Source organism: Actinoallomurus sp. NPDC050550 (genome assembly GCF_040655075.1).
GTDB lineage: Bacteria > Actinomycetota > Actinomycetes > Streptosporangiales > Streptosporangiaceae > Actinoallomurus.
The window spans coordinates 265,067-286,757 of record NZ_JBFAJC010000005.1 but is presented as its reverse complement, the minus strand read 5'-3'; the positions used below and the strand labels follow the sequence as shown (position 1 = coordinate 286,757).

Sequence of the window (21,691 nt, the reverse complement as noted above, 5' to 3'; positions counted from 1 at the left end):
CGCCCACGCCCGTTCCCCGTCTCGACTTCGATTACAGGAGGGCGGCCTCGGCGAGGTACTTGCCGACCACGGCGATCTCTTCGTCGCCCAGGGGGATCTGCGGCAGCGCGGTGGTCGGGTGGTCGATGACGCCCCGCAGGTGCAGCGCGGCCTTGAACGCCCCCAGCGCCGAGGACCCGCGGCCCATGTGCGGACCACCGGCGTTCACCAGCCCGAACAGGCGGAACAGCCGCTCCTGCTCGGTTCGGGCCGCCGCCCAGTCGCCCGCCGACGCCGCGCGGTACAGCCGTACGTAGCCGTGCGGGTCGACGTTGCCCAGCCCGGGGACGACGCCGTCCGCGCCCATCGCCAGCGCCGAGTCGACCGTCAGCTCCGAACCGGTCAGGACCGAGAACGACGGCAGGCCGCGGTCCCGGCGGCCGAGGATCACCTCGCGCAGCGCGGCGTCGTTGCCGCTGGAGTCCTTGAGCCCGGCGAGCGCGCCTTCGGCGGCCAGCTCCAGCACGAGGTCGGCCTCGAGCTTGCTGTGCACGGACGCCGGCAGGTCGTAGGCGTACAGCGGGAGACCGGCCTCGGCGATCATCCGGAAGTGCAGAGCGATCTCGGCGGGGTGGGTGCGGGTGTAGAAGGGCGCGGTGGCGACGAGGGCGTCGGCGCCCGCCTCGACCGCGACTCTCACATGGTCGAGCACGCGCGGTGTGGTCATGTCGATGACGCCGGCCAGCACGGGGACCCGTCCGGCGACGTGGCCGAGCACGGTGTCCAGCACGACCTTCCGGTGCCCGTCGGTCAGGAAGGCCACCTCCGATGACGATCCCAGGACGAACAGGCCGTCGACCCCGCCGTCCAGCAGGTGATCCACCAGCCGCGTCAACGAAGCGGTGTCGACCTCGTACTCGGGGGTCAGCGGGGTGCACACCGGGGGGATGACGCCGGACAGCGTGGTGGCGGTGGTCATCGATTTCCCTTCAATACCGGGTCAATGGACGGGTGCGAGGAACGGTCAGGACTTCGACCGGTCGGCTCGCGGATGCGAGGAACGGCTAGGGCGTGTCTAGACCTCGCCGATCAGCTCGCGGTCGGTCGCTCCGGCCGGAACCGGGTGGTGGCAGCGGAACAGGTGCTCCCCGCCGTCGATCTCCGCGGCCGGCATCTCGGCGGCGCAGACGTCGTCGGCCCGCCAGCAGCGCGTACGGAACGGGCAGCCGCTCGGCGGCCGGGTCGCCGACGGCACCGGCCCGATCAGCGGGATCGGGTCGATCGGCGAGAGCAGGCCAGGCGTGGCGGAGAACAGCGCGCGGGTGTACGGGTGGCGGGCGCGCCCGGGGACGGCGTCGGCCGGGGTCTGCTCGACGATCCGGCCGAGGTACATCGTCACGACCCGGTCGCTCATCCGCCGCACGGTCTGGATGTCGTGCGAGACGAAGACCATGGCGAGGTCGAACCGCTGCTTCAGGTCGAGCAGCAGGTTGAGGATCTGCGCTCGTACGGAGACGTCCAGAGCGCTGGTCGGCTCGTCGGCGATCAGCAGCTTCGGCCGCAGCGCCAGGGCGCGGGCGATCGCGACTCGCTGCCGCTGACCGCCGGAGATCTGGCCGGGCAGCAGGTCGGCCACGCTCCTCGGCAGGCCGACGAGGTCGATCAGCTCACGGACGCGTTCGTCGCGTTCGCGAGCGGTGCCCGCGCCGTGCACGTCGAGCGGGTCGCGCAGGATCCGCCGGATCGGCAGTCGGCGGTTGAGCGCGGTCGACGGGTCCTGGAAGACCATGCCGGTCGTCGACCCGATCGCCCCGCGGCGCTCGGACGCGGACATCGACCAGATGCCCTTGCCGCCGAAGGAGACCGTGCCGGACGTGGGCTGCTGCAGGCCGACGAGGACCTTGGCGAGGGTGGACTTGCCGCAGCCGGACTCGCCGACGACGCCCACCGTCTCGCCGGGGCGGACGGTCAGGTCCGCGCCGGTCAGCGCGTAGACGCGGTCGCGGGTGAACAGGCCGCCGGTGCGCGCCTTGTGCACCACGTGGACGTCGGAGAGTTCGACGAGGGTCTCGTCGGCGGTCAACGTGCCTCCTCGGGGCCGGCCGGCGGGGCGCCCGTGCCGGCGGCGGACATGGAGCCGGCGAGGTCGATCGCCGGATGGTGGCAGGCGGCCGAGTGACGGAGTCCCTGGCCGTCGAGACGAGGTGTCTCCGTGCGGCAGACGTCGGTCGCCATCGGGCACCGGTCGGAGAACCGGCAGCCGGCCGGGAAGTCGGCGGGGGAGGGCACCACGCCGCGGATCTGGGTGAGGCGCTCGGCCCCGTACTCCAGGGACAGCACCGAGCCGAGCAGGCCCCGGGTGTAGTGGTGCGCGGGCGCGCCGACCAGGGTGGAGGTCACGCCGGTCTCGACGATCTGCCCGCCGTACATCACCACGACCCGGTCGGTGACGTCGGAGACCAGGGCCAGGTCGTGAGAGACGAGGATGAGGGCGAAGCCCAGCTCTTCGCGCAGCCTCAGCAGCAGCTGGATGACCTGCGCCTGCACGGTGACGTCCAGGGCCGTCGTCGGCTCGTCCGCGATGATGAGCTTCGGGTCGCGGGACAGGGCCATCGCGATGAGCACGCGCTGCCGCTGCCCACCGGAAAGCTCGTGCGGGTAGGACCGGAGCGTGCGCGCCGGGTCCAGGCCCACCAGCTCCAGCAGCTCCGCCGGGCTGCGCCGGCCACCCCGCCGGACGACCTGCTTGAGCTGCGCCTTGATGGTCATGGCCGGGTTCAGCGACGACAGCGCGTCCTGGTAGATCATCGCCATGTCGTGGCCGAGCAGCCGCCGCCGGGCCGACCGGCCGAGGGCGAGGAGGTCTTTGTGGTCGAACCGGACCTGCCCGCGCACCCGCGCGCCGCGCGGCTGCAGGCCCATGATGGTCAGCGCGGTCAGGGACTTGCCGCTGCCGGACTCGCCGACGAGGCCGAGCACCTCCCCGGGCCGTACGTCGAAGGAGATCCCGTCGACGATGTCGACGCCGTCGTGCTGGTCGTCGAAGCCGATCGCGAGGTTCTCCACCGCGAGGATCGGCTCGCCCTTGGGCAGGGGGCGGGCCCGTTCGGCCAGGCGCGCCGCCGCCTCGGCGAGGCCGGACAGCGGGGTGACCTCGCCGGACCCGGGGGTGGCCTGCTCGAGCGCGTCGACGTCGTCCTTCTTGCCGCCGGCGTCGCGGCGGCGCGCCGCCGGAGTGGCCCAGGCGTCGGAGATGCCCTCGGCGAGGATGTTCAGCGCGAGCACCGTCAGGAGGATGACCAGACCGGGAAAGACGGTGGCCCACCAGCCGCCGAGCAGGACCATGTTCTTGCCGTCGGCGATGACGCTGCCCCACGACGGGTCCGGCGGCCGTACGCCCGCGCCGATGAACGACAGCGACGCCTCGAAGACGATGACGTCGGCGACCATCACGGTGCAGAAGACCAGGATCGGCGCGGCGCAGTTGATGGCGACGTGCCGGAGCAGGATGTGCGGGGTGCGGGCGCCGATGACGCGCTCGGCCGCGACGTAGTCCTCGCCGTACTGCGACAGGACGTTGCCGCGGACCACGCGGGCCACCGCCGGCGCGTTGAGGAAGGCCAGGGCGAACACCAGCACGGGGATGCTGCCGCCGAACACCGCGACGAGCACGGCGGCGAGCGCGATGCCCGGGAACGCCATGATCACGTCGAGGACGCGCATGATCGTCTCGTCGACCGCCCGCCGCGAGGTCGCGGCGATGGAACCGAGCAGCGCACCGGCCACCAGCGCGATCCCGGTGGCGCCCAGGCCGATGATGAGGGACCAGCGCGCGCCGTACAGCAGCCGGGAGAAGATGTCGCGGTTGGAACTGTCCAGACCCATCCAGTGCGACCCGCTCGGGCCGCCGCCCGCCGTCTCCTGGACGTACGGGGAGTGCGGCGCCAGCACCGGGGCGAAGACGGCGGCGAGGACGATCACCACGACGACGCCGAGGGCGATCCACGAGAGCACGCCCAGCCGCCGGAAGCCGACGCCTCCCTGGGACAGACGTTTCGCCAGGCCGTTGCGCATCAGGTCGCGCTCCTGAGTCGGGGGTTGACGAGCAGGTAGAGGACGTCGACGACGAGGTTCACCACCACGAACCCGGTCGCGATCGTGAGGACGACGCCCTGGACCACGGCCGGATCGCCGTTGCGCACCGCGGTGATCATGAGCTGGCCCATGCCGGGCAGCGAGTAGATGGTCTCGATGACCACCGCGCCGCCGAGCAGGTAGCCGACCCGCAGGCCCAGGACGGTCAGCGGGTTGACCAGCGCGTTGCGCAGGACGTTGCGGCCGACGACGACGATCGGGGGCAGGCCGCTGCCGATGGCGGTCCGCACGTAGTCCTTGTCGAGTTCCTCGACCATCGACGTGCGGATGATCCGCGTCAGGTAGGCGGCCTGCGGCAGCGACAGCGACAGCGCGGGGAGCGTCATCGACTTCAGCCAGCCGGTGAAGGAGTCGGCCGGGTTGACGTAACCGCTGGTCGGGAACCAGCCGCGCTCGACCGCCAGGTACTGGATCATCAGCAGCGCGATCCAGAACGCCGGGGCCGCGAGGCCGATCAACGACACGACCCGGATGAGCTGGTCGGGCCAGCGGTCCCGGAAGATCGCCCCGGTGATCCCGAAGATCAGCGACAGCACGATGGCGATCACCACGCCGAGCAGGGTCAGCTGCAATGTGAGCGGCAGCGCCGTCGCCACCGAGTCGCGTACGGGCGCCTTCGTCAGCACGCTCGTGCCCATGTCGCCCCGCACCAGCTGGCCGACGAACCGCACGTACCGGACGGGCAGCGGATCCAGCAGGCCGTTGTCCACCTTGAACTGGTGGACCTGCGCGGGTGTCGGGTTCGAGCCTTCGAAGTAGGCGTACTCCGGCTTGCTGTCGGAGAACCGCATGACGATGAAGACGAACAGGACGACGCCCAGCAACAGCGGGATCAGGATGAGGACGCGGCGCACCAGCATTCTGGCGATGACTGCCACCGGGTGCCTCCTGGGAAGAGTCGGATCGAGGGGTGAAGCGGAAACGGCGGCGGGCCTGGGGACCTGTCCCGCCGCCGTCCGCGGTCAGGTGCGCTTGGCCTGCAGCAGGTTGATGCCGGGGTAGGCCTGCGCCCGAACGCCGGTGAGCTTCTTGGCGTTCCAGGCGGTCATCAGCTCGGTGTGCACGACCGGGTAGAGCACGGCCTGCTCGGCGATGAGGTCGATGTAATCGTGGGTGAGCTGGAGCTTCTTCTGCTGGTCCGGCTCGCGGGTGGCCGCGTCCATCTGCGCGAAGAGCTTCTTCGCGTCCGGGCTGCTGTCCCACTTGGTGTACTTCATCCAGTTGCCGCCGGGCGTGTAGTTGTAGCGGAGGATGAGGTCGGCGTCGAGGCCGAACTGGTTGGGGTTCGAGGCCGCCGCGACCACCTGGTAGTCCTGCGACTGGTCCATCTTGGTGAACAGCGCGCTGGTGTCCTGCGGCGCGAGGGTGGTCTTGACGCCGATGGCGTTCCAGGAGTTGGCGATCGTCGGCAGGCAGTCGGCGATCCAGCTGACGTTGACCGCCATCAGGTTGATCGAGAGGTTCGTGACGCCGGCCGCCTTGAGCAGCGACTTGGCCTTCTCCGGGTCGTAGGAGTAGACGGTCTTGGCACGAGCGTACGAGGGGTTCTGCTCGTTGAGGAAGCTCGTGGCCGGGGCGCCGTGGCCCTTCAGCGCGACCTCGATCATCTTCTGGGTGTCGATCGCGTAGAGGAGCGCCTGGCGGACCCGCACGTCGTCGAACGGCTTCTTGCCCGTGTTGAACATGATGAACATGTGGTTCATGCCCTTGCCGCCCTCGACGGTCAGCCCGCTCTTCTTCAGCTGGTCGATGTTGGCGTACGGCACGTTGTCGGAGATCTGCGCCTCGGCGGAGCCACCGGAGATCTTGGCGACGCGGGCCGAGGCGTCGACGATGGACAGCCAGTTCATCTTCTTGATCGCCGGCTTGCGCGAGCCGTTGTAGTCCGCGAACGCCTCGAACGTCGTGTTCGACTTCGGGTTGTGCTGGACCATCTTGTACGGGCCGGAGCCGATGGACTTGCCGTTCTTGGCGGCGTCCCAGCCGCCCGGCTGGCCGTAGACGTGCTTCGGCATGATCTTGGCGATCGTGAGGCGGGGGAGCGCGTCCGGGAAGGGGAACTTGAAGACCAGCTCGACGCTGGTGTCGTCGACCTTGCGCACCTCCTTCAGCCAGGTGGCGAAGAAGTTGAAGACGAGCGTCTGCGCCTTCGGGTCGAGGATGCGGTCGAAGGTGAACAGCACGTCGTCGACGGTGACCGGCTGTCCGTCGTGCCACTTCGCGCCTTGGCGCAGCGTGAACTTCCACGTCGTCGCCTTGGGGTCGGCGGGCAGCGCGGTGGCCAGCGCCGGGTACGGCGCGCGGGTGATCGGGTCGGTGTCGACGAGGCCCTCGTAGATGTGGTTGATACCGGCCATCGCGAACGCCGACGCCGTCATGGTCGGGTCCCAGGTCTGGTCGTTGCCGTAGCCGATGACGGCGGTGACGAGGTCCTTGGACCCGCTGGAGCCGGTCGAGCTCGTCGAGGCGGGCCCGCTGCAGGCCGACAGGGCGGCGGAGACGGCCGCTGCGGCGCTCACCGTCCCGCTGTAGCGCAGAAAGTCACGGCGGCTGAAGGGAACCGGGGCGCTCACGGTGCCTCCTACATGTCGTATCGGGGGGTAACGCTCGTCTCCGTCACGGGCAGATTGGACGTCCTACATCCCACGTCCAGTAGGGTGGAGGCTAGGGTCCAACCCGCGCCCGGTCAAGCCCGAATGACCAGGAGATGTCCTTGATGTTTCGCGATGATCCGCAGACCGCCGGGGATCCGCCCGCCCGGCGTCCCTCGCCCGCACGACGGATTCCCGCCCCGCGCGGCGGCCGACCGACGCGGGCACTGGAAGTACAGGAGGCGGTCAAGGAGATCATCGTTCGCCGTGGCCTCGTGCCGGGAGACCCGATGCCGACCGAGTCGGAGCTGATCGAGGAGCTGGGCATCAGCCGCAACTCGGTCCGTGAGGCGCTCAAGGCCCTCCAAGCCGTCGGCATCGTCGACATCCGGCACGGCTTCGGGATGTTCGTGGGACGGCTGTCGCTCGGCGGCCTGGTCGACGAGCTCACCTTTCACACCCGCATCGGGCCGCGCGACGCCCTGCGCAACCTGATGGAGATCCGCGAGGTCCTGGAGAACGGCCTGGCGCAGCGGCTGATCGACGAGTGCGGCGGCACGGACCCGGCCGAGGTCCTCACCCCCGTCCGCGACGTCATCGAGCGGATGGAGGCCGAGGCGCAGGTCGGCGTCGTCTCTCCGGAGACCGACCGGCTCTTCCACGACCTGCTCTACCAGCCCCTCGGCAACCCGCTCGTCGGCCGGCTCCTCGGCGCGTTCTGGGAGGTCTACCACCAGCTCCGCGACGACCTGGGCACGCCGGACGAGACCCCGGCCGACGTCGCCCGCACCCATCGCGACATCTACACGGCGGTCATCGCCGGGGACCGCGCCGCCGTCGAGGCGGCGATGCGCGCGCACTTCGCCGGAGTGCGCGCGCGGCTCGCCCGGTTGGATCACGGCTGAGGACTCAGAGCGGGTCCCGGGAGGCCGCGGTCCGGTTGGATCACGACTGAGGACTCAGAGCGGGTCCCCAGAGCCCGTGGTCCGGCTGGATCACGGCTGAGGGCGCACGGCGGGTCTCAGGAGCCCGCCGTCCGGCCGGCTCAGGACTGATGCCCCAGGTCGCGCAGTGATACGCGGCGGAAGGTGATGTTCTCGTACGGTCCGGCGTTCCCCGTCTCGTACAGCACACCGATGGTGCGGGCGTCCGGCTGGACGAGGTCCGAGTAGCCCGCTGGGAGCGTCGAGAACGTCAAGGCGGACCGCCAGGTCCGCCCGTTGTCGGCGCTGACCCGCAACGTCATGCCGGCCCGGCTCGTCGGGTTCGCCGGGCCGGAGAACACGAGCGGGCCCTGCCGTCCGCGCACCTGCAGGACGCTGCCCTCGACGACCGGCCCGACCAGGCCCTGCTGCGGGGCGAACGGCGCCTGAAGGGTCCGGCCGCCGTCGCGACTGTAGGCGTCCGCGCGGGTGCCGGGGCTCGTTCCGTTCTGGTCGCGGGTGTTGAAGTAGACCCGGCCGTCGGGCAGCTCGGCGGCCGTGGACTCGTTGACGTTGACGTAGCCGTCGGGGTTGTCGTCGACATAGCCGATGTGCCAGGTACGGCCGCCGTCGTCGCTGTAGAGATCATGGCCGCCGTAGTACTTGGCCTCGGAGCCCAGGTCGGACGAGCCCGCCGGCGGGGCGATCGAGTGGTTCGCCGGCACCACCAGGCGGCCGGCGTGACGGCCGTGGGTCAGCCGGATCGCGTGGCCCGGCCCCGTGGCGTACCAGCGCCAGTTCGGGTCCTTGGCGTCAGCGGTGATCTCGCGCGGCGCCGACCAGGTGGCGCCCTCGTCGTCGCTGTACTGCACGAAGACGCGCCGGCTCTGCTCGGGCGTCACCTGGCCGCGCAGGATCGCCGTCTCGGTGGCCGTGCCCGCGTTGTACGTCGTCAGCAGCACGATGCGGCCGTTCGCCGTCACGACGGGGGCGGGGTTTCCAGAGGTGTTCGGGCCGCTGTCCTGGACGACCTTCAGCGGCCCCCACGTGCAGCCGCCGTCGGTCGACCGCTTGACGACGGTGTCGATGTTGCCCGCGTCGCCGAGCCCGGCGAACCGGCCCTCGGCGAACGCCAGCAGGTCGCCCGACCTCGTCTCGACGATCGCCGGGATGCGGAACGCGCTGTATCCCTCGGTGCCCGCCGTGTACGGCACGGACGTCTCGCACCGTGCCCGGGCGCCGGCCGGAGTGGCCCAGGACGGCGACGTTCCGGCGGTGAGGGCCGCCACGAGGGCGGTCACGGCGCACGCGGCGCTGACCCGGCCGCGATCGACTGCTGGCATGGTTCAACCCTTTCGGTGGACATGGGATGTCCTACATCTAGTCCGGGGACGGTAACCCCGCCTCCCAGCTGCGTCAATAGCCGCAGACCCTGGTGGACATAGAACGTAGGACATAGGATGTCCGCCGCCCCGACCTTCTCCTGAAAGGCAAGCCCTATGAGGTACGCCTCCGAGAAACCACCCCGCCGCCGGCCGTCCGCCTGGCGCCGCGTCGCCCTGATGGCGGCCGGTCTGCTGCTGGGCTCACCGGCCTCCCTCGCCGTCGCGCGGCCCGCCGGAGCCGCCGCGCCCACCCGGCCCGCCGGTGCGGCATCGGCCGCCGCCTCCGCGACCGCGGCATCCGGCGCGACCGCCGCACAGCCCTTCGACGACGAGCAGGTCCTGTTCCAGCAGAAGCAGTTCGGCTACGCCTGCTTCCGGATCCCGGCGGTCGTCCGGGCGGCCAACGGCATGGTGCTGGCCTTCGCCGAGGGCCGCGTCGCCGACTGCGGCGACGACGGGAACATCGACATCGTCCTGCGGCGCTCCGCCGACGGCGGCCGCACCTGGGGTCCGCTGCAGGTCGTCTCGAAGGGCAACGGCTCGACGCACGGGAACCCGGTGCCGATCGTCGACCAGCGCACCGGCCGGGTCGTCGTGGTCAGCACGCACAACGGCCCGGACCCCTGCCCGAATGGTTGTGAGCGCGACCCGTACGTGCAGTGGAGCGATGACAACGGCGCCACCTGGACCGCGCCCCGGGAGATGACCGAGGGCAAACGCCCGGAGTGGAACTTCTGGTACGCGACCGGGCCGATGCACGGCATCCAGCTCACCCGGGGCAAGCACGCCGGCCGCCTCGTTCTCGGCGCCAACTACGAGATCTACGACGGGGTCGGTCCCCACACCTACGGCACGCACCTGCTCTACAGCGACGACAGCGGCGTGACCTGGCACATCGGGGCGACGAGCGCCTACGACGACGGCACGATCATCGCCCAGGAGGTGACCGTCGTCGAGCTCACCGACGGGCGGATCTACGCGCTGGCCCGTGAGCGCGGCACCGACCCCGGCCACCGGGCGTACGCCATCAGCAAGGATGGCGGGGAGACCTTCGAGCGGCCGTTCCGCATCGTGAAGAACCTCACGCTGCCGGACGTCCAGGCCTCGACGCTGCGCATGCACGCCCGCGACCAGGGCGACCGGACCAACCGCATCCTGCTGTCCTCGCCGGCGCACCCCGAGGCGCGCGAGGCGATGGCGGTGCGCTCGTCCTTCGACGAGGCCCGCACGTGGCAGCGCTGGCAGCAGGGCAAGGTCTTCTGGTGGGGTCCGTCGGCCTACTCGGACATGGTGAAGCTCGGCGACGACGAGGCCGGCCTGCTGTACGAGGCGGGCACCGCCAGCCCGTACGAGACGATCCGCTGGGCGCACTTCAACGAGGCCTACCTCGCCACGCCGAACGGCACGCCCCCGGGCATCCCCGCGCCGCCCGCGCCGGGGCCGAAGACCCCGGACGCCTCCCACCGCGGCAACGACGCCTACGTGCGCGGCGGCGCCCAGACCGTGCCCGGACGGTTCGGCAACGGCCTCGGCTTGGACGGGGTCGACGATCGCGTCGAGGTGCCGTACAGCCCGGCGATCGACGTCGGCGGCGGCGACTTCACGATGGCCACCTGGTTCCGCTACTCCGACACCGCCGGGACGCACGCGCTGCTGTGGGCGTACCGGTGGGGCAGTGGGACGACGCCACAGGTGTGGCTGCGGGCCGAGCCGGCGTCCCACCGGATCAACGCGTTGATCGCGGTCGATCGGTTCAACATCTCCGTCCAGTCGGCGAACGCCTACAACGACGGCCAGTGGCACCACGTGGCGCTGCAGCGCGCCGACGGGAAGCTCTCCCTGTGGATCGACGGGGTGCAGGTCGCCTCCGCCGCGGTGCCGCCGGGCTCGGTCACCGAGGGCAAGGAGTTCGGCGTGGACGGCATCCACGTCGGAGAGCGCGTCGACGGCGCCAGCCGGTTCCACGGCACGCTGGACGACGTGCGCGTGTACAAGCGGGCCCTGTCTCCCGCGGAGATCCACACGCTCGCGACCTCCGATCAGCGGATCGGCGGTCGGCTCGCGTTGTGGCTGCCGCTCGAGACGGTCTCCTGACCGCTCGGTAGAACGGGGTGCCCGCCGGAGCGGCGGGCACCCCACCGGTGGCTCGGGATCGCCTCGGCGAGCGCGGTACGGCGTCGTTCACCGCACCGCTTGACCGAGCCTCGCGGGGCACGGTGGGCCGATCCCGCATCGGTAGGGTCGTGTGCGCGCCGAATGTCCCGATGACGAGGAGGAGAACGCGTGATTCCACCGAGCGTCCCTCAGCCGTCCGCCGGTCTCGACCTGTCCGGCCGCCGGGCCCTCGTGACCGGCGCGGCCGGCGGGATCGGGCTGGCCTGCGCCCGTAGGCTCGCGGCCGCCGGCGCCGAGGTCGTCATCGTCGACCTGCGTGAGGAGGAGGCCCAGACCGCCGCGCGGGAGATCGGCGGCCGGGCGGTCGCCGCCGATCTGTCCGACGCCGCGGCGGTCGAGGCCGTCGACTGCGACGTGGACATCCTGGTCAACAACGCCGGCCTGCAGCACGTCGCGCCGGTCACGGAGTTCCCCCCGGACGTCTTCGCGCGGATGCAGCGCATCATGGTCGAGGCGCCGTTCCGGCTGGCCCGGCGGGCGCTCCCCGGAATGTACGACCGAGGATGGGGCCGGGTCATCGGCATCTCCTCCGTCCACGGCCGGGTGGCCTCGCCGTACAAGGTGGCCTACGTGGCCGCCAAGCACGCTCTGGAGGGGATGACCAAGGTCATCGCGCTGGAGGCGGCCGAGCACGAGGTCACCGCCAACTGCGTCAGCCCGGCGTACGTCCGCACTCCGCTCGTGGAGCACCAGATCGCCGACCAGGCGGCCGCGCACGGGATGGAGCCCGACCGGGTCATCGACGAGGTCATGCTCGCCAGGGCCGCGATCCGGCGGCTCATCGAGCCGGAGGAGGTCGCCGAGATGGTCGCCTACCTCTGCTCACCGCACGCGTCGATGATCACCGGGGCGTCGCTCACCATGGACGGCGGCTGGACCGCGCACTGACAAGCGACGCCCTTCCCACGGCGGGACGTGGATTACGTCGGCGGGGCCGGGCCCGCGATGGGTGAGCCGAGGAACGCCGGGTAGCGTTCGCCCGGCGTCAGCTTGCCGCCGTACAGTTCGGAGATCGTCACGAAGGCGTAGCCCTGTTTGGTGAGGGTCGTCAGGATGTCGGGGACGGCGTTCACGCTGGTCGGCCGGATGTCATGCATGATCACGATGTGGCCCGGTTTCGCGCCGGCCAGGACGCGTTTCTGGACGAGCGCGGTGTTGCGGTCCTTCCAGTCCACCGTGTCGACGGTCCACAGGATCTGCGCGAGGCCCATCTCCTTGGTGATGTCGTTCAACTGCTTGTCGGTGGATCCGTACGTCGGGCGGAACACCGTCGGCGTCGTGCCCGTCGCCTGGAGGATGGCCTCCTGCGTGCGGATCAGCTCGTCCTCGACCTTCGCCTTCGGCATCCCCACGAGTTTCTTGTGGTCGAACGTATGGTTGCCGACCTGGTGGCCCTCGGTGACCTCCCGTTTCAGCACCTCCTCATTGCCCGCCACCTGCATGCCGAGCACGAAGAACGTCGCGTGCGCTCCGTGGGCCTTCAGGATGTCGAGGAGCTTCGGGGTGGTTTCGGCGAGCGGCCCGTCGTCGAAGGTCAGCGCGATGCACTTGTGCACATGGCAGTCGACCTTGGGTTGGGCTGGCTGCCGTGGCCGCACCGCTCGGCGCTGGACGGCCGAGCGGTGTTCGGCCGGGTGTGAGCCGGTGAGCCGGAGGACCCCGGCGCCGACCGCACCGCCCACCACGACGGCCAATCCGAGGGCGGCCGGCAGGAACCACCGCCGATGACGAATACCCGCCCGATCATTTTCCTGACCTTTGCTATTTTTATCATTTTCGTCACTCGTCACCTTTTGCCCCCGTTTTAGCAGCCCTGGGAACGGCCCGGACCCCGGCGCCGAACAGCGGGGACCGTGGGCGGCCAGCCCCGTCGTGGTGCTTATACCGCGAAGCCGAGCCGTCCGAACTCCCGATTGACGAGCGTTGTCAGGAAGTCGTGATGAGCCCGCGCCGGGTGCTCCGTCCGGGCGGCGAAATTCACTTTCCGGGCCTGCGGCTCGCTGCCATACTGCGTCGTGGAGGTAAGTGATCATTATGACTGTCGAGCCTTACCGGCGGGTGCTGTCCATCCCCGGCGTCCGGACGCTGCTGCTCGTCGGACTGGTGGCCCGGATCCCCGTGGTCGCCACCGGGCTGACGCTGACCCTGCACGTGGTCGGCGGGCTGCGGCTCGGCTTCCTGGAGGCGGGCCTGGTCGGCGCGGCCGCGACCGCCGGAGTGGCCGTCGGCTCTCCCATCGCCGGGCGCTTCGTCGACCGGCGCGGCCTCCGGCCGGTCCTGGCGGTCACCACGGTCGCCCAACTGGTGTTCTGGATCGCCGCGTCGTTCCTGCCGTACTGGCCGCTGGTCGCGGGCGCGTTCGCCGACGGCGTGCTGGCGCTGCCGGTGTTCAGCGTCGTCCGGCAGTGCCTCGCGGCCACGGTCCCGGCCGAGCAGCGCCGCAGCGCCTACGCGCTCGATTCGATGCTGGTCGAGATCTGCTACATGACCGGCCCGGCACTCGCCGTCGCCGTGACCACCGCGCTCGGCAGCGCCTGGACCATGACGTTCGTCGGGCTAGGGATGGTGGGGTCCGGCGTCGCGCTGCTGATACTGGACCCGCCCGTTCGCGTCGCGGGGGAGCCCGAGGCCGGCGGAGCCGTGGTGAGCCGCCGGCAGTGGCTGACCCCTGCGATGCTCGCGCTCCTCGCCGTGACGTGCGCGCTGACGTTCGTGCTGGCCGCCACGGAACTCGGCGTGGTCGCGGTGCTCAAGGCCGACGCCGCGACCCGGTGGACCGGCCTCGCCCTCGCCGTATGGGGCATCGCCTCGCTGACCGGCGGGTTCGTCTACGGCGCGCTGCCCCGCGGTTTCTCACCCCTGGTGATGGTCGGGACCATGGCCGCTCTCACCGTGCCGATCGGCCTGTTCGGCGACTGGCGGGTGGTGTGCCTCGTGCTGCTCCCGGCCGGGATGCTGTGCGCTCCCGGCATCTCCACCACGATCGACACCCTCAGCCGGTGGGTGCCCGCCGAGGCCCGTGGCGAGGCGACGGGCCTGCACGGCACCGCGATGACGCTGGGCCTGGCCATCGCCGGCCCGGTCACCGGCACCATCATCGACGACTGGGGCAGCCGGTGGGCGTTCATCCTCCCCGGCGCCGGTGGACTCCTCGTGGTCCTGCTCGCGGCCCCGATCTGGCGGCGCGGCAGGCGGCCCGCGGTCCCGGCCGCCGGGCCCGTGCCCGTGGCCGGCGGCGAACCGGTGCCCGACGCGGCATAGCCGCCGCCAGGCGCCGACGGTCTCGGCGAGCTCGCGGGGGCCGGGCGCAGCGCGCAGGACGCCGTACGGCCCGCCGGGCGCCGGCCGTGGCCGCCGCGCAGCCCGCCCTGCGCCGTCGCGTCGCGGTCCGGCGCTCCGTGCCTCACCGTGTCGGGACGGCACGGTGAGGTGACAATTGGCGTGTGGAGACAGTGCGCCGGCTTCAGATCGCGGTCGCGTGCCTGGTGCTGGTCATCGTCGGCGGGTCCCTCGGTTACATGCTCCTGGGATTCAGCCCGCTGGACGCGGTGTACCAGACGGTCACCACCGTCTCGACCGTCGGATACCGCGAGATCCGGCACCTGACGACCGCCGGGGAGATCTTCACGATCTTCGTGATCCTGGTCGGCGTCGGCACGGCGCTGTACACCTTCGGCACGGTGCTGGAGGCGCTCCTCGAAGGACACGTACGGGCTCACCTGGAAAGGCGCCGCATGGACCGCGCGATCGGCCGGATGTCCGGCCACGTCATCATCTGCGGCTGGGGACGCGTCGGGCAGGCCAGTGCGCAGTACCTCGCCTCGATGGGTCACCAGATCGTCGTCATCGACCGGAACCCCGACCGGCTCACGGGCATCGAGCACGCGCACATCGTCGGCGACGTCACCGAGGACCAGGTGCTCCACGAGGCGGGCATCGCCCGCGCGTCCGCGCTCATCGCCGCCCTGGAGACCGACGCCGACAACGTCTACGTCACCCTGTCCAGCCGGGCGTTGCGGCCCGACCTGGTCATCATCGCCCGCGCCCGCAACGAGTCGTCCAAGTCCAAGCTCCTGCGCGCTGGGGCGGACCGGGCGGTCAATCCGCAGCTGATCGGAGGACGGCGGATGGCGGCCTTCGCGCTCCAGCCGGAGGTCACGGAGTTCCTCGACGTCGTCATGCACGACGAGACGCTGGAGTTCCAGATCGAGCAGGTCGAGATCCGCCCGGAGTCGCCGCTGGCCGGCCGCACCGTACGGGAGGCGGCGCTGCGCGAGAGCACCGGCGTGCTGCTGCTGGCGATCCGCACCGACACGGGCCGTTTCCTCGCCGATCCGCCTCCGGAGACGCCGCTCGAACCACCCGCCACCCTCATCGCGTTCGGCGCGCCGGCCCAGCTCGACGCGCTGCGGAACAAGGTCGAAGGCGCCTCCTGACGCCGCCCGCCGGCACCACGGTGCCGTCCCCGTCACGAACCACGTCAGCACGAAGGCCGCATTCGGCCATCCCGATGCCGACGCGATCGGGATATCGCGATCAACGTCGTGTATTGCTGGTCTATGCGAAGACCGAACGACCGGATGCTCCTCCACGGTCGGCGGGTGCTGATCACCGGGGCGGCGCGTGGCATCGGGGCGGCGCTCGCCCGCCGCCTGCACGCCCGCGGAGCCCGCGTGGCCCTCGCGGGGCTGGAGCCGGACGGTCTCGCGACCGTCGCCGGCGCGTGCGGGGACGCGCCGTGGCGACCCTGCGACGTGACCGACCGGGACGGCGTCCAGCGGGCCGTGGACGGGCTCGTCGAGGAACTCGGCGGCCTGGACGTGGTGGTGGCCAACGCGGGCGTCGCCTGCCAGTGGCCGATCCTCGACGGCGACCCCGGCGTCCTGGAGACGACCATGCGGGTCAACGTCTTCGGCACTTATCACACGCTGCGCGCGGCCGGCCCGTACATCTCCCATCCGAACGGCTACGTCTTGGCGGTCGCCTCGCTGGCCGCCGCCGTCCGCGCCCCGCTGCTCGGGGCCTACAGCGCGTCGAAGTCCGCGGTGGAGGCCCTCGGCGACACGCTGCGCATCGAGTTGCGGCACACCGGTGCGCGGGTCGGCGTCGCGTACTTCGCCGAACTGGACACCGACATGACCCACCGCGGGTTCGGCACGCGTGCCACCGCCGCGCTGCAGGGTCGCCGGGGCGGATTCACCGGGGTGACTCCGCTCAGCGCCGGGATCGACGCGCTGGAGCACGGCATCGCCACGCGCGCCCGCCGCGTCCACGCCCCGCGCTGGGTCGGACCGGTCCTGCACGGGCGCATGGCTGCCCAGCGGGTGTTCGACGTCGCCGTACGGTCGCGGGTGGAGCGGGCGCTGCGGATCGCCGGCGAGGAGGACGCGGCGTTCACGACGCCGCAGCCGACGGACCGGCCGGGCTGATCGGGAGGTCGGGTTCACCGACGCCCATCGGGTGGTGAGGCCCATACGCCGCGGCCGACGGACCGGGTGAACTGATCGTCTCCAGCGTCGGGTGAGGTTTACCGGCGCCCGGGGAGTGGGGAAGGTCCAGGTCACCGGCCTGTACCCGAGGTTGCCCCGACGCCACCGGAAGGGCCGGTCTCATGAATGCGCGTCGGGACGATGGCCGCCGGACGCGCCGCGATCGGTTCGGGGCGGGACGATGGACACGACCACGGAGGCTGTGCGCGAGCTGCTGCACGAGGCCGGGGAGGTCCACCACCGCGTCTATCGGATCGCGGACGGCGTGGACGACGACTGGGCCTCCTGGTACGCCGACTGGCTGATCCGGCTCTCGGAGCTGCCCGAGCTCTTGGCAGCCGAGCCGGTCCGCAGCGAGCTGGTCTACGTGCTGGTGAGCCTGGACAAGCGGTACGCCGCCGAGAGCCCGGATGAGGACTGGGAGCCCTACTACGCGCGGGGGATCGTCGAGCACTTCGGTGCGGCGGCGGGCTGATCATTTTGTACGGCGGGAGCTATCGCGGACACATGCGTTCGTGTATTGCTGATCGCATGCGACGACGTGATCGGACGACCGCCGAGAACGACTCCGGCGTCGAGCACCCGGCGCCCGGAGGCGCCGCCACCGGCATGGTCCCGCGCGTCGCGCCCGGCGCACGCCGTGACCTCGGCACGCCGGCCTGGATCTTCGCCTACCTGGCGGGGTGGCGCGTCGGTACGGAGCCGCCCGTCCTGTTCCGGGTCCTCGGACGGCACCGCCGCCTGTTCCGCGGCTGGCTGCGGTTCGCGGGGCGGCTGATGCCGGGCGGCGTGCTGCCCCGCCGGGAGACCGAGCTGGTCATCCTCCGCGTGGCGCACTTGCGCGGCTGCCGTTACGAGTTCGACCATCACGTACGGCTCGGCGTTCGGGCCGGGGTCACCCGCGGCGACCTCGCTCGGCTCACTGACGAGGGGCCCGAGGCCGACGGCTGGTCGCCCCGGGAGCGCGCCATCCTGACCGCCGTGGACGCCCTGCAGGCGGAGGGCGACCTCGGCGACGCGGCGTGGGACGGGCTGCGCGCGCACCTCGACGAGCGGGAGAGCATCGAGCTGATCATGCTCGCCGCCCACTACGACATGCTGGCGACGGTCATCACGGCCCTGCGCATCCCGCCCGACCCACGACGGCGCCGCTGACGGGGGACCGTCTCTCGGCCCGAGAATCCTCCCGCGCGAGGTGTTGATCTTTGATCTTCGTTAGATGATCATGTGGCTGTGCCCGAGCGTCGCCAGACCGGCGATTGCGGCCACAATCCGCATTTTTCCGGAGAATGCGGGCTGCCACGAAAGGTCGTGAGGCACACCTGCGTGGAACGCGCGCTCCATGCAGGGTGCGATCGACGTTTGTCCCCGTATTTCGACCATCGCGTCCCAAGGGAGAACCCCATGATGCGTCTCATCGACCGGATCATCGAGAAGGCGGCGCCGAAGGCCACCGCCTCCGCGTGCAGCGGCACCTACTTCTGCAACGCCGCGGGCCACCCCGGCTACTGGTACCGCTTCTGCTGCCCGCAGACCGGCTGCGAGTGGTCCAAGGTCCGCAGCAGCTGCTGACGACCCGTTCCGATCACGCGGGCGGCGGTGCGATGCCGCCGCCCGCGCGGTCCGCGAGAAGAGACATGGGTTCATGGAGTATGTGAGGGCGGCCTGCGCCAGCCTGCTCGCCCTGGTCTTCGTGGCCTCGGCAGTGTCCAAGCTGCGGGACTTCGGCGGGTTCGAACGATCGCTTCCCGGCCTGGCTCCGGTCCCGGCCCGGCTGGTCCGGCCGCTCGCCCGGGCCGTCGTCGCCGCCGAGGCGGCGATCCCGGTCCTCCTGTTGGTCCCGCCGGCCACCGCGTACGGCTTCGGACTCGCCGGAATCCTCCTCATGGCCTTCACCGTCGCGATCGCCGTCGCCCTGCGGCACGGGCGCCGGGCTCCCTGCCGGTGCTTCGGCGCCTCCAGCACGCCGATCGCCCCCCGTCACCTCGTCCGCAACGCCACCCTTCTGGTCGCCGCCGCGCTCGGCGGGGCGGCCCCCAGCGGTCTTCCGATGACGCCCGGCCTCGCGGTCGCCGTCGCGGGCGGCCTCGTCGGGGCGGCCCTGATCGTCGTGTTCGACGACATCGTCGACCTGTTCGCCAGGAGTTCCTGATGGCCTATCTCACCGCCGCTGTCGTGCTGCTCGGCCTCCTCTGCCTGCTCAACCTGATGCTCACGATCGGCATCCTGCGCCGGCTGAGAGCCGACGCCGCCCAGGGCCACAACCCGGGACTGCCGTTCGATCTCGGACCCGGGTCCGCGCCCGGGGACTTCACCGCGGTGACGACCGCCGGTGAGCCGTTGTCCCACGACACCCTCACCGGAGTGGTCGGCTTCTTCTCCGCGGGCTGCGAGGCGTGCCACACGCTCCTGCCGAGCTTCGTCGAACATGCACGGGAGCTGGGCCGGGACAACGTCCTCGCGGTCGTGGGCGGCGACGACCAGGAGACGGTCGACGCGCTCACCCCGGTGGCCAGGGTCGTCACCGCGGAGCTGGACGGCGGGCCGGTGGCGCGGGCGTTCCAGAACACCTGGACCCCGGCGCTGTACCTGGTCGGCGACGACCACCGGATCGCGGCCACGGGCGCGCGGATGGAGGAGCTCCCCGTACGGCACCTCGCGGGCAGGGCCTGAGCGGTGACCGGTGCCCCGGAGGGGGATCACCGGTTCGGCCTGCGGGAGCTGCGCGCCTCGGCCGCCGAGGCGTTCGCGCTCCTGTGGCGTGCGGCGACGGGAGACCTGGCGGGGTTCCTCATCCTGACCGTCGCGTCGGCCGCGGCGCCGATCGCGACCGCCTGGCTGACGAAACTGGTGATCGACCGGTTGACGGTCCGGCACGGCGCGGTCGCGGGGCCGGCGCTCGGGATGATCGTCACCGGACTGGTCGCCGCGACGCTGCCGGTGACGGTCCGCTATCTGAGGGCACGGATCGGCCGGTCCGCCGGCCGGGCCGCGACCGAGCGGCTGTTCGCGGCGGCCGAGAGACAGGTGGGCCTGCGCAACTTCGAGGATCCGGCCTTCCTCGACCGGCTCCGGCTGGCCCAGGACGGGACCGGTCGCGTCGCGGAGCTCGTCGACGGCCTCGGCAGCGTCCTGGGAGGCGGGCTGTCGCTCGTCGGGTTCATCGGATCCCTGCTCGTCCTCAGCCCGGCAATGACGGCCCTGGTGCTCCTCTCAGCCGTTCCCGCGCTCGTCGCCGAGCTGATCCTGTCGCGACGCCGGTCGGCGATGGAGTGGGCCGTCGAGCAGTACTACCGCCGCGAGTACTTCTACAGCCAACTGCTCACCGGAGTCGCGGCGGCCACGGAGATCCGGCTGTTCGGCATCGGCGCGTTCCTGCGCGGCCGGATGATCGACGAGCGGCGCGGCGCCGACGCGGCGCACGATCGGATGGACCGCCGGGAGCTGCGCGCCCAGGGCGGGCTGACCGCGCTGAGCGCGGCCGTGGCCGGAGCCGGGCTGTGGTGGGCGATCATGACGGCACGCCGAGGCCAGCTCAGCGTCGGAGACGTCTCGATGTTCCTCGCGGGCGTCATCGGAGTTCAGGCCGCCCTGGCGTCGCTGACCTCCGCGATCGCGAGCGGTCACGGGCGGCTCCTGGCCTTCGGCCACTACGTCGCCGTCGTCCGGGCCGAGCCCGACCTGCCGCGCGCGGAGCAGGGGAGCGCACCCCGGCTGCGGCAGGGCATCGAACTACGGGACGTGTGGTTCCGGTACAGCGACGACCATCCCTGGGTACTGCGCGGCCTCGACCTGACCATCCCCTACGGGCACGCCGTCGCGCTCGTCGGCCTGAACGGAGCGGGGAAGAGCACCCTGGTCAAGCTGCTGTGCCGGATGTACGACCCGACGAAGGGGCAGATCCTCTGGGACGGAGTGGATCTGCGCGCCATCCCGCCGGAGCTGCTGCGCGAGCGCATCAGCGCCGTCTTCCAGGACCACATGAAGTACGACATGACGGCCGGTGACAACATCGCCTTGGGCGACCTGACCGCCCTGGACGACGCGGGCCGGCTGGAGGACGCGGCCAAGCGCGCGGGCATCCACGGCCGGCTCGCCGAGCTGCCCCGGGGGTACGGCACGCCGCTCACCCGCATGTTCATGATCGGGGCCGACAAGGACGACCCGGTGACCGGCGTCGTCCTGTCCGGGGGCCAATGGCAGCGTCTCGCGCTCGCCCGGGCGTTCTTGCGCGACGACCGGGACCTGATGATCCTCGACGAGCCCAGTTCGGGCCTGGACCCCGAGGCGGAGCATGAGGTCCATACCCTGATGCGGGAGTACCGCGCGGGCCGGACGAGCCTGCTGATCTCCCATCGGCTGAGCGCGGTGCGCGACGCCGACCGCATCGTGGTCCTGGCGGACGGACGGATCGCCGAACAGGGGACGCACGAAGCGCTCCTCGCCGCGGGAGGCGACTACGCCGGGCTGTTCCAGCTGCAGGCCGCCGGATACCGGGAGGCCGAGTGACCGTCATCCTCGTGATCGTCGTGCCGCTCCTCGCCGGCGGGGCAGCGCTCCTCGCGGTGCGCTACGGCCTCCTGATCACGACCGTGGACGGCGACAGCATGGAGCCGGAGCTCCGGTCGGGCGAGCGAGTGCTGGTCCGGAGGACGAAGCGGGTGCGGGCCGGCCGGCTGGTCGTCTTCGCCTACCCCGAGTTGCCGGGCGGGCGGACGGCCGGGGATGGGGAGTACCTCATCAAGCGGGTCGTGGCCGTGCCGGGCGATCGGCTGCCCTCCGACTGGGAGGACCCCGACATACAAGCGATAGCGGGCACGATCGTGCCGCCGGGCCACCTGGTGGTCCTGGGGGACAACCGCGGGACCAGCTGGGACTCCCGTCACTACGGCTTCCTGGACCGCGACCTGCTCGTCGGCGTCGTGATCCGGCGTCTCTCCGGAGCACGGACCGATGACATGAGCCCCTCGGCCACGGCGTCTTCGTAAGCCGCG

The 21,691-nt window shown here is 71.4% G+C and carries 20 protein-coding genes; 13 read left to right on the top strand and 7 right to left on the bottom strand.

The window, feature by feature from the left end:
* Positions 1-31: 31 nt before the first annotated feature.
* The 5 genes from AB0I04_RS09700 to AB0I04_RS09680 all read right to left on the bottom strand — a co-directional run bounded on the left by AB0I04_RS09700 (position 32) and on the right by AB0I04_RS09680 (position 6,707).
* Positions 32-958, bottom strand: a complete 927-nt coding sequence (locus tag AB0I04_RS09700) for a dihydrodipicolinate synthase family protein (protein WP_360881553.1) — start codon at positions 956-958, stop codon at positions 32-34.
* Positions 959-1,054: 96 nt separating this feature from the next.
* The gene (locus AB0I04_RS09695) at positions 1,055-2,062 is read right to left on the bottom strand and encodes an ABC transporter ATP-binding protein (protein WP_360881551.1); all 1,008 of its coding nucleotides are present in this window, start codon (positions 2,060-2,062) and stop codon (positions 1,055-1,057) included.
* On the bottom strand, positions 2,059-4,053 hold the full coding sequence (locus AB0I04_RS09690; RefSeq protein WP_360881549.1) for a dipeptide/oligopeptide/nickel ABC transporter permease/ATP-binding protein: 1,995 nt from the start codon (positions 4,051-4,053) through the stop codon (positions 2,059-2,061). The genes AB0I04_RS09695 and AB0I04_RS09690 overlap by 4 nt, the downstream gene beginning before the upstream one ends.
* A complete protein-coding gene (locus AB0I04_RS09685; RefSeq protein WP_360881547.1) occupies positions 4,053-5,012 on the bottom strand; it encodes an ABC transporter permease in 960 nt (319 codons plus the stop codon). The genes AB0I04_RS09690 and AB0I04_RS09685 overlap by 1 nt, the downstream gene beginning before the upstream one ends.
* An 84-nt stretch (positions 5,013-5,096) precedes the next feature.
* Positions 5,097-6,707: an ABC transporter substrate-binding protein gene (locus AB0I04_RS09680; protein WP_360881545.1), complete on the bottom strand. Its 1,611-nt coding sequence runs from the start codon at positions 6,705-6,707 to the stop codon at positions 5,097-5,099.
* Positions 6,708-6,850: 143 nt separating this feature from the next.
* Between AB0I04_RS09680 and AB0I04_RS09675 the strand changes: the two genes are divergently transcribed.
* A complete protein-coding gene (locus AB0I04_RS09675) occupies positions 6,851-7,630 on the top strand; it encodes an FCD domain-containing protein (RefSeq protein ID WP_360881762.1) in 780 nt (259 codons plus the stop codon).
* Positions 7,631-7,770: 140 nt separating this feature from the next.
* Here the strand turns inward: AB0I04_RS09675 and AB0I04_RS09670 are convergent, their stop codons facing one another.
* A complete protein-coding gene (locus AB0I04_RS09670; RefSeq protein WP_360881543.1) occupies positions 7,771-8,991 on the bottom strand; it encodes a sialidase family protein in 1,221 nt (406 codons plus the stop codon).
* Positions 8,992-9,147: 156 nt separating this feature from the next.
* On the opposite strand from AB0I04_RS09670, the gene AB0I04_RS09665 reads away from it, so the two are divergent.
* Both AB0I04_RS09665 and AB0I04_RS09660 read left to right on the top strand, forming a co-directional pair.
* Positions 9,148-11,127 (top strand): sialidase family protein, encoded by a 1,980-nt coding sequence (locus tag AB0I04_RS09665; protein WP_360881541.1) that lies wholly within the window; start codon positions 9,148-9,150, stop codon positions 11,125-11,127.
* A 189-nt stretch (positions 11,128-11,316) separates the two neighbouring features.
* Positions 11,317-12,096 (top strand): 3-hydroxybutyrate dehydrogenase, encoded by a 780-nt coding sequence (locus AB0I04_RS09660; protein ID WP_360881539.1) that lies wholly within the window; start codon positions 11,317-11,319, stop codon positions 12,094-12,096.
* 32 nt (positions 12,097-12,128) lie between these two features.
* On the opposite strand, the gene AB0I04_RS09655 is transcribed toward AB0I04_RS09660, so the two are convergent.
* A complete protein-coding gene (locus AB0I04_RS09655; RefSeq protein WP_360881537.1) occupies positions 12,129-12,998 on the bottom strand; it encodes a polysaccharide deacetylase family protein in 870 nt (289 codons plus the stop codon).
* 244 nt (positions 12,999-13,242) lie between these two features.
* Between AB0I04_RS09655 and AB0I04_RS09650 the strand changes: the two genes are divergently transcribed.
* The 10 genes from AB0I04_RS09650 (at position 13,243) to AB0I04_RS09605 (ending at position 21,685) form a co-directional block, all read left to right on the top strand.
* Positions 13,243-14,469: an MFS transporter gene (locus AB0I04_RS09650; RefSeq protein WP_360881535.1), complete on the top strand. Its 1,227-nt coding sequence runs from the start codon at positions 13,243-13,245 to the stop codon at positions 14,467-14,469.
* Between the two features lie 182 nt (positions 14,470-14,651).
* Complete coding sequence (locus tag AB0I04_RS09645; protein WP_360881533.1) at positions 14,652-15,644, top strand: potassium channel protein; 993 nt, start codon at positions 14,652-14,654, stop codon at positions 15,642-15,644.
* 123 nt (positions 15,645-15,767) lie between these two features.
* Positions 15,768-16,637: an SDR family NAD(P)-dependent oxidoreductase gene (locus tag AB0I04_RS09640; RefSeq protein WP_360881531.1), complete on the top strand. Its 870-nt coding sequence runs from the start codon at positions 15,768-15,770 to the stop codon at positions 16,635-16,637.
* A gap of 241 nt (positions 16,638-16,878) precedes the next feature.
* Positions 16,879-17,172 carry a hypothetical protein gene (locus AB0I04_RS09635; protein ID WP_360881529.1) on the top strand — a complete coding sequence of 98 codons (294 nt, stop codon included), beginning with the start codon at positions 16,879-16,881 and terminating at the stop codon, positions 17,170-17,172.
* Positions 17,173-17,228: 56 nt separating this feature from the next.
* Entirely contained in the window at positions 17,229-17,852 is a 624-nt protein-coding gene (locus tag AB0I04_RS09630) for a carboxymuconolactone decarboxylase family protein (RefSeq protein WP_360881527.1), read from the top strand.
* Positions 17,853-18,101: 249 nt separating this feature from the next.
* Positions 18,102-18,269: a hypothetical protein gene (locus AB0I04_RS09625; protein WP_360881526.1), complete on the top strand. Its 168-nt coding sequence runs from the start codon at positions 18,102-18,104 to the stop codon at positions 18,267-18,269.
* 73 nt (positions 18,270-18,342) lie between these two features.
* A complete protein-coding gene (locus AB0I04_RS09620; RefSeq protein ID WP_360881524.1) occupies positions 18,343-18,849 on the top strand; it encodes a MauE/DoxX family redox-associated membrane protein in 507 nt (168 codons plus the stop codon).
* Positions 18,849-19,370, top strand: a complete 522-nt coding sequence (locus AB0I04_RS09615) for a hypothetical protein (protein ID WP_360881522.1) — start codon at positions 18,849-18,851, stop codon at positions 19,368-19,370. Before AB0I04_RS09620 ends, AB0I04_RS09615 begins: the two co-directional genes overlap by 1 nt.
* 3 nt (positions 19,371-19,373) lie before the next feature.
* Entirely contained in the window at positions 19,374-21,206 is a 1,833-nt protein-coding gene (locus tag AB0I04_RS09610) for an ABC transporter ATP-binding protein (protein ID WP_360881520.1), read from the top strand.
* Positions 21,203-21,685, top strand: coding sequence for a S26 family signal peptidase (locus AB0I04_RS09605; RefSeq protein WP_360881518.1), 483 nt, complete (start codon positions 21,203-21,205; stop codon positions 21,683-21,685). The genes AB0I04_RS09610 and AB0I04_RS09605 overlap by 4 nt, the downstream gene beginning before the upstream one ends.
* Positions 21,686-21,691 lie beyond the last annotated feature (6 nt).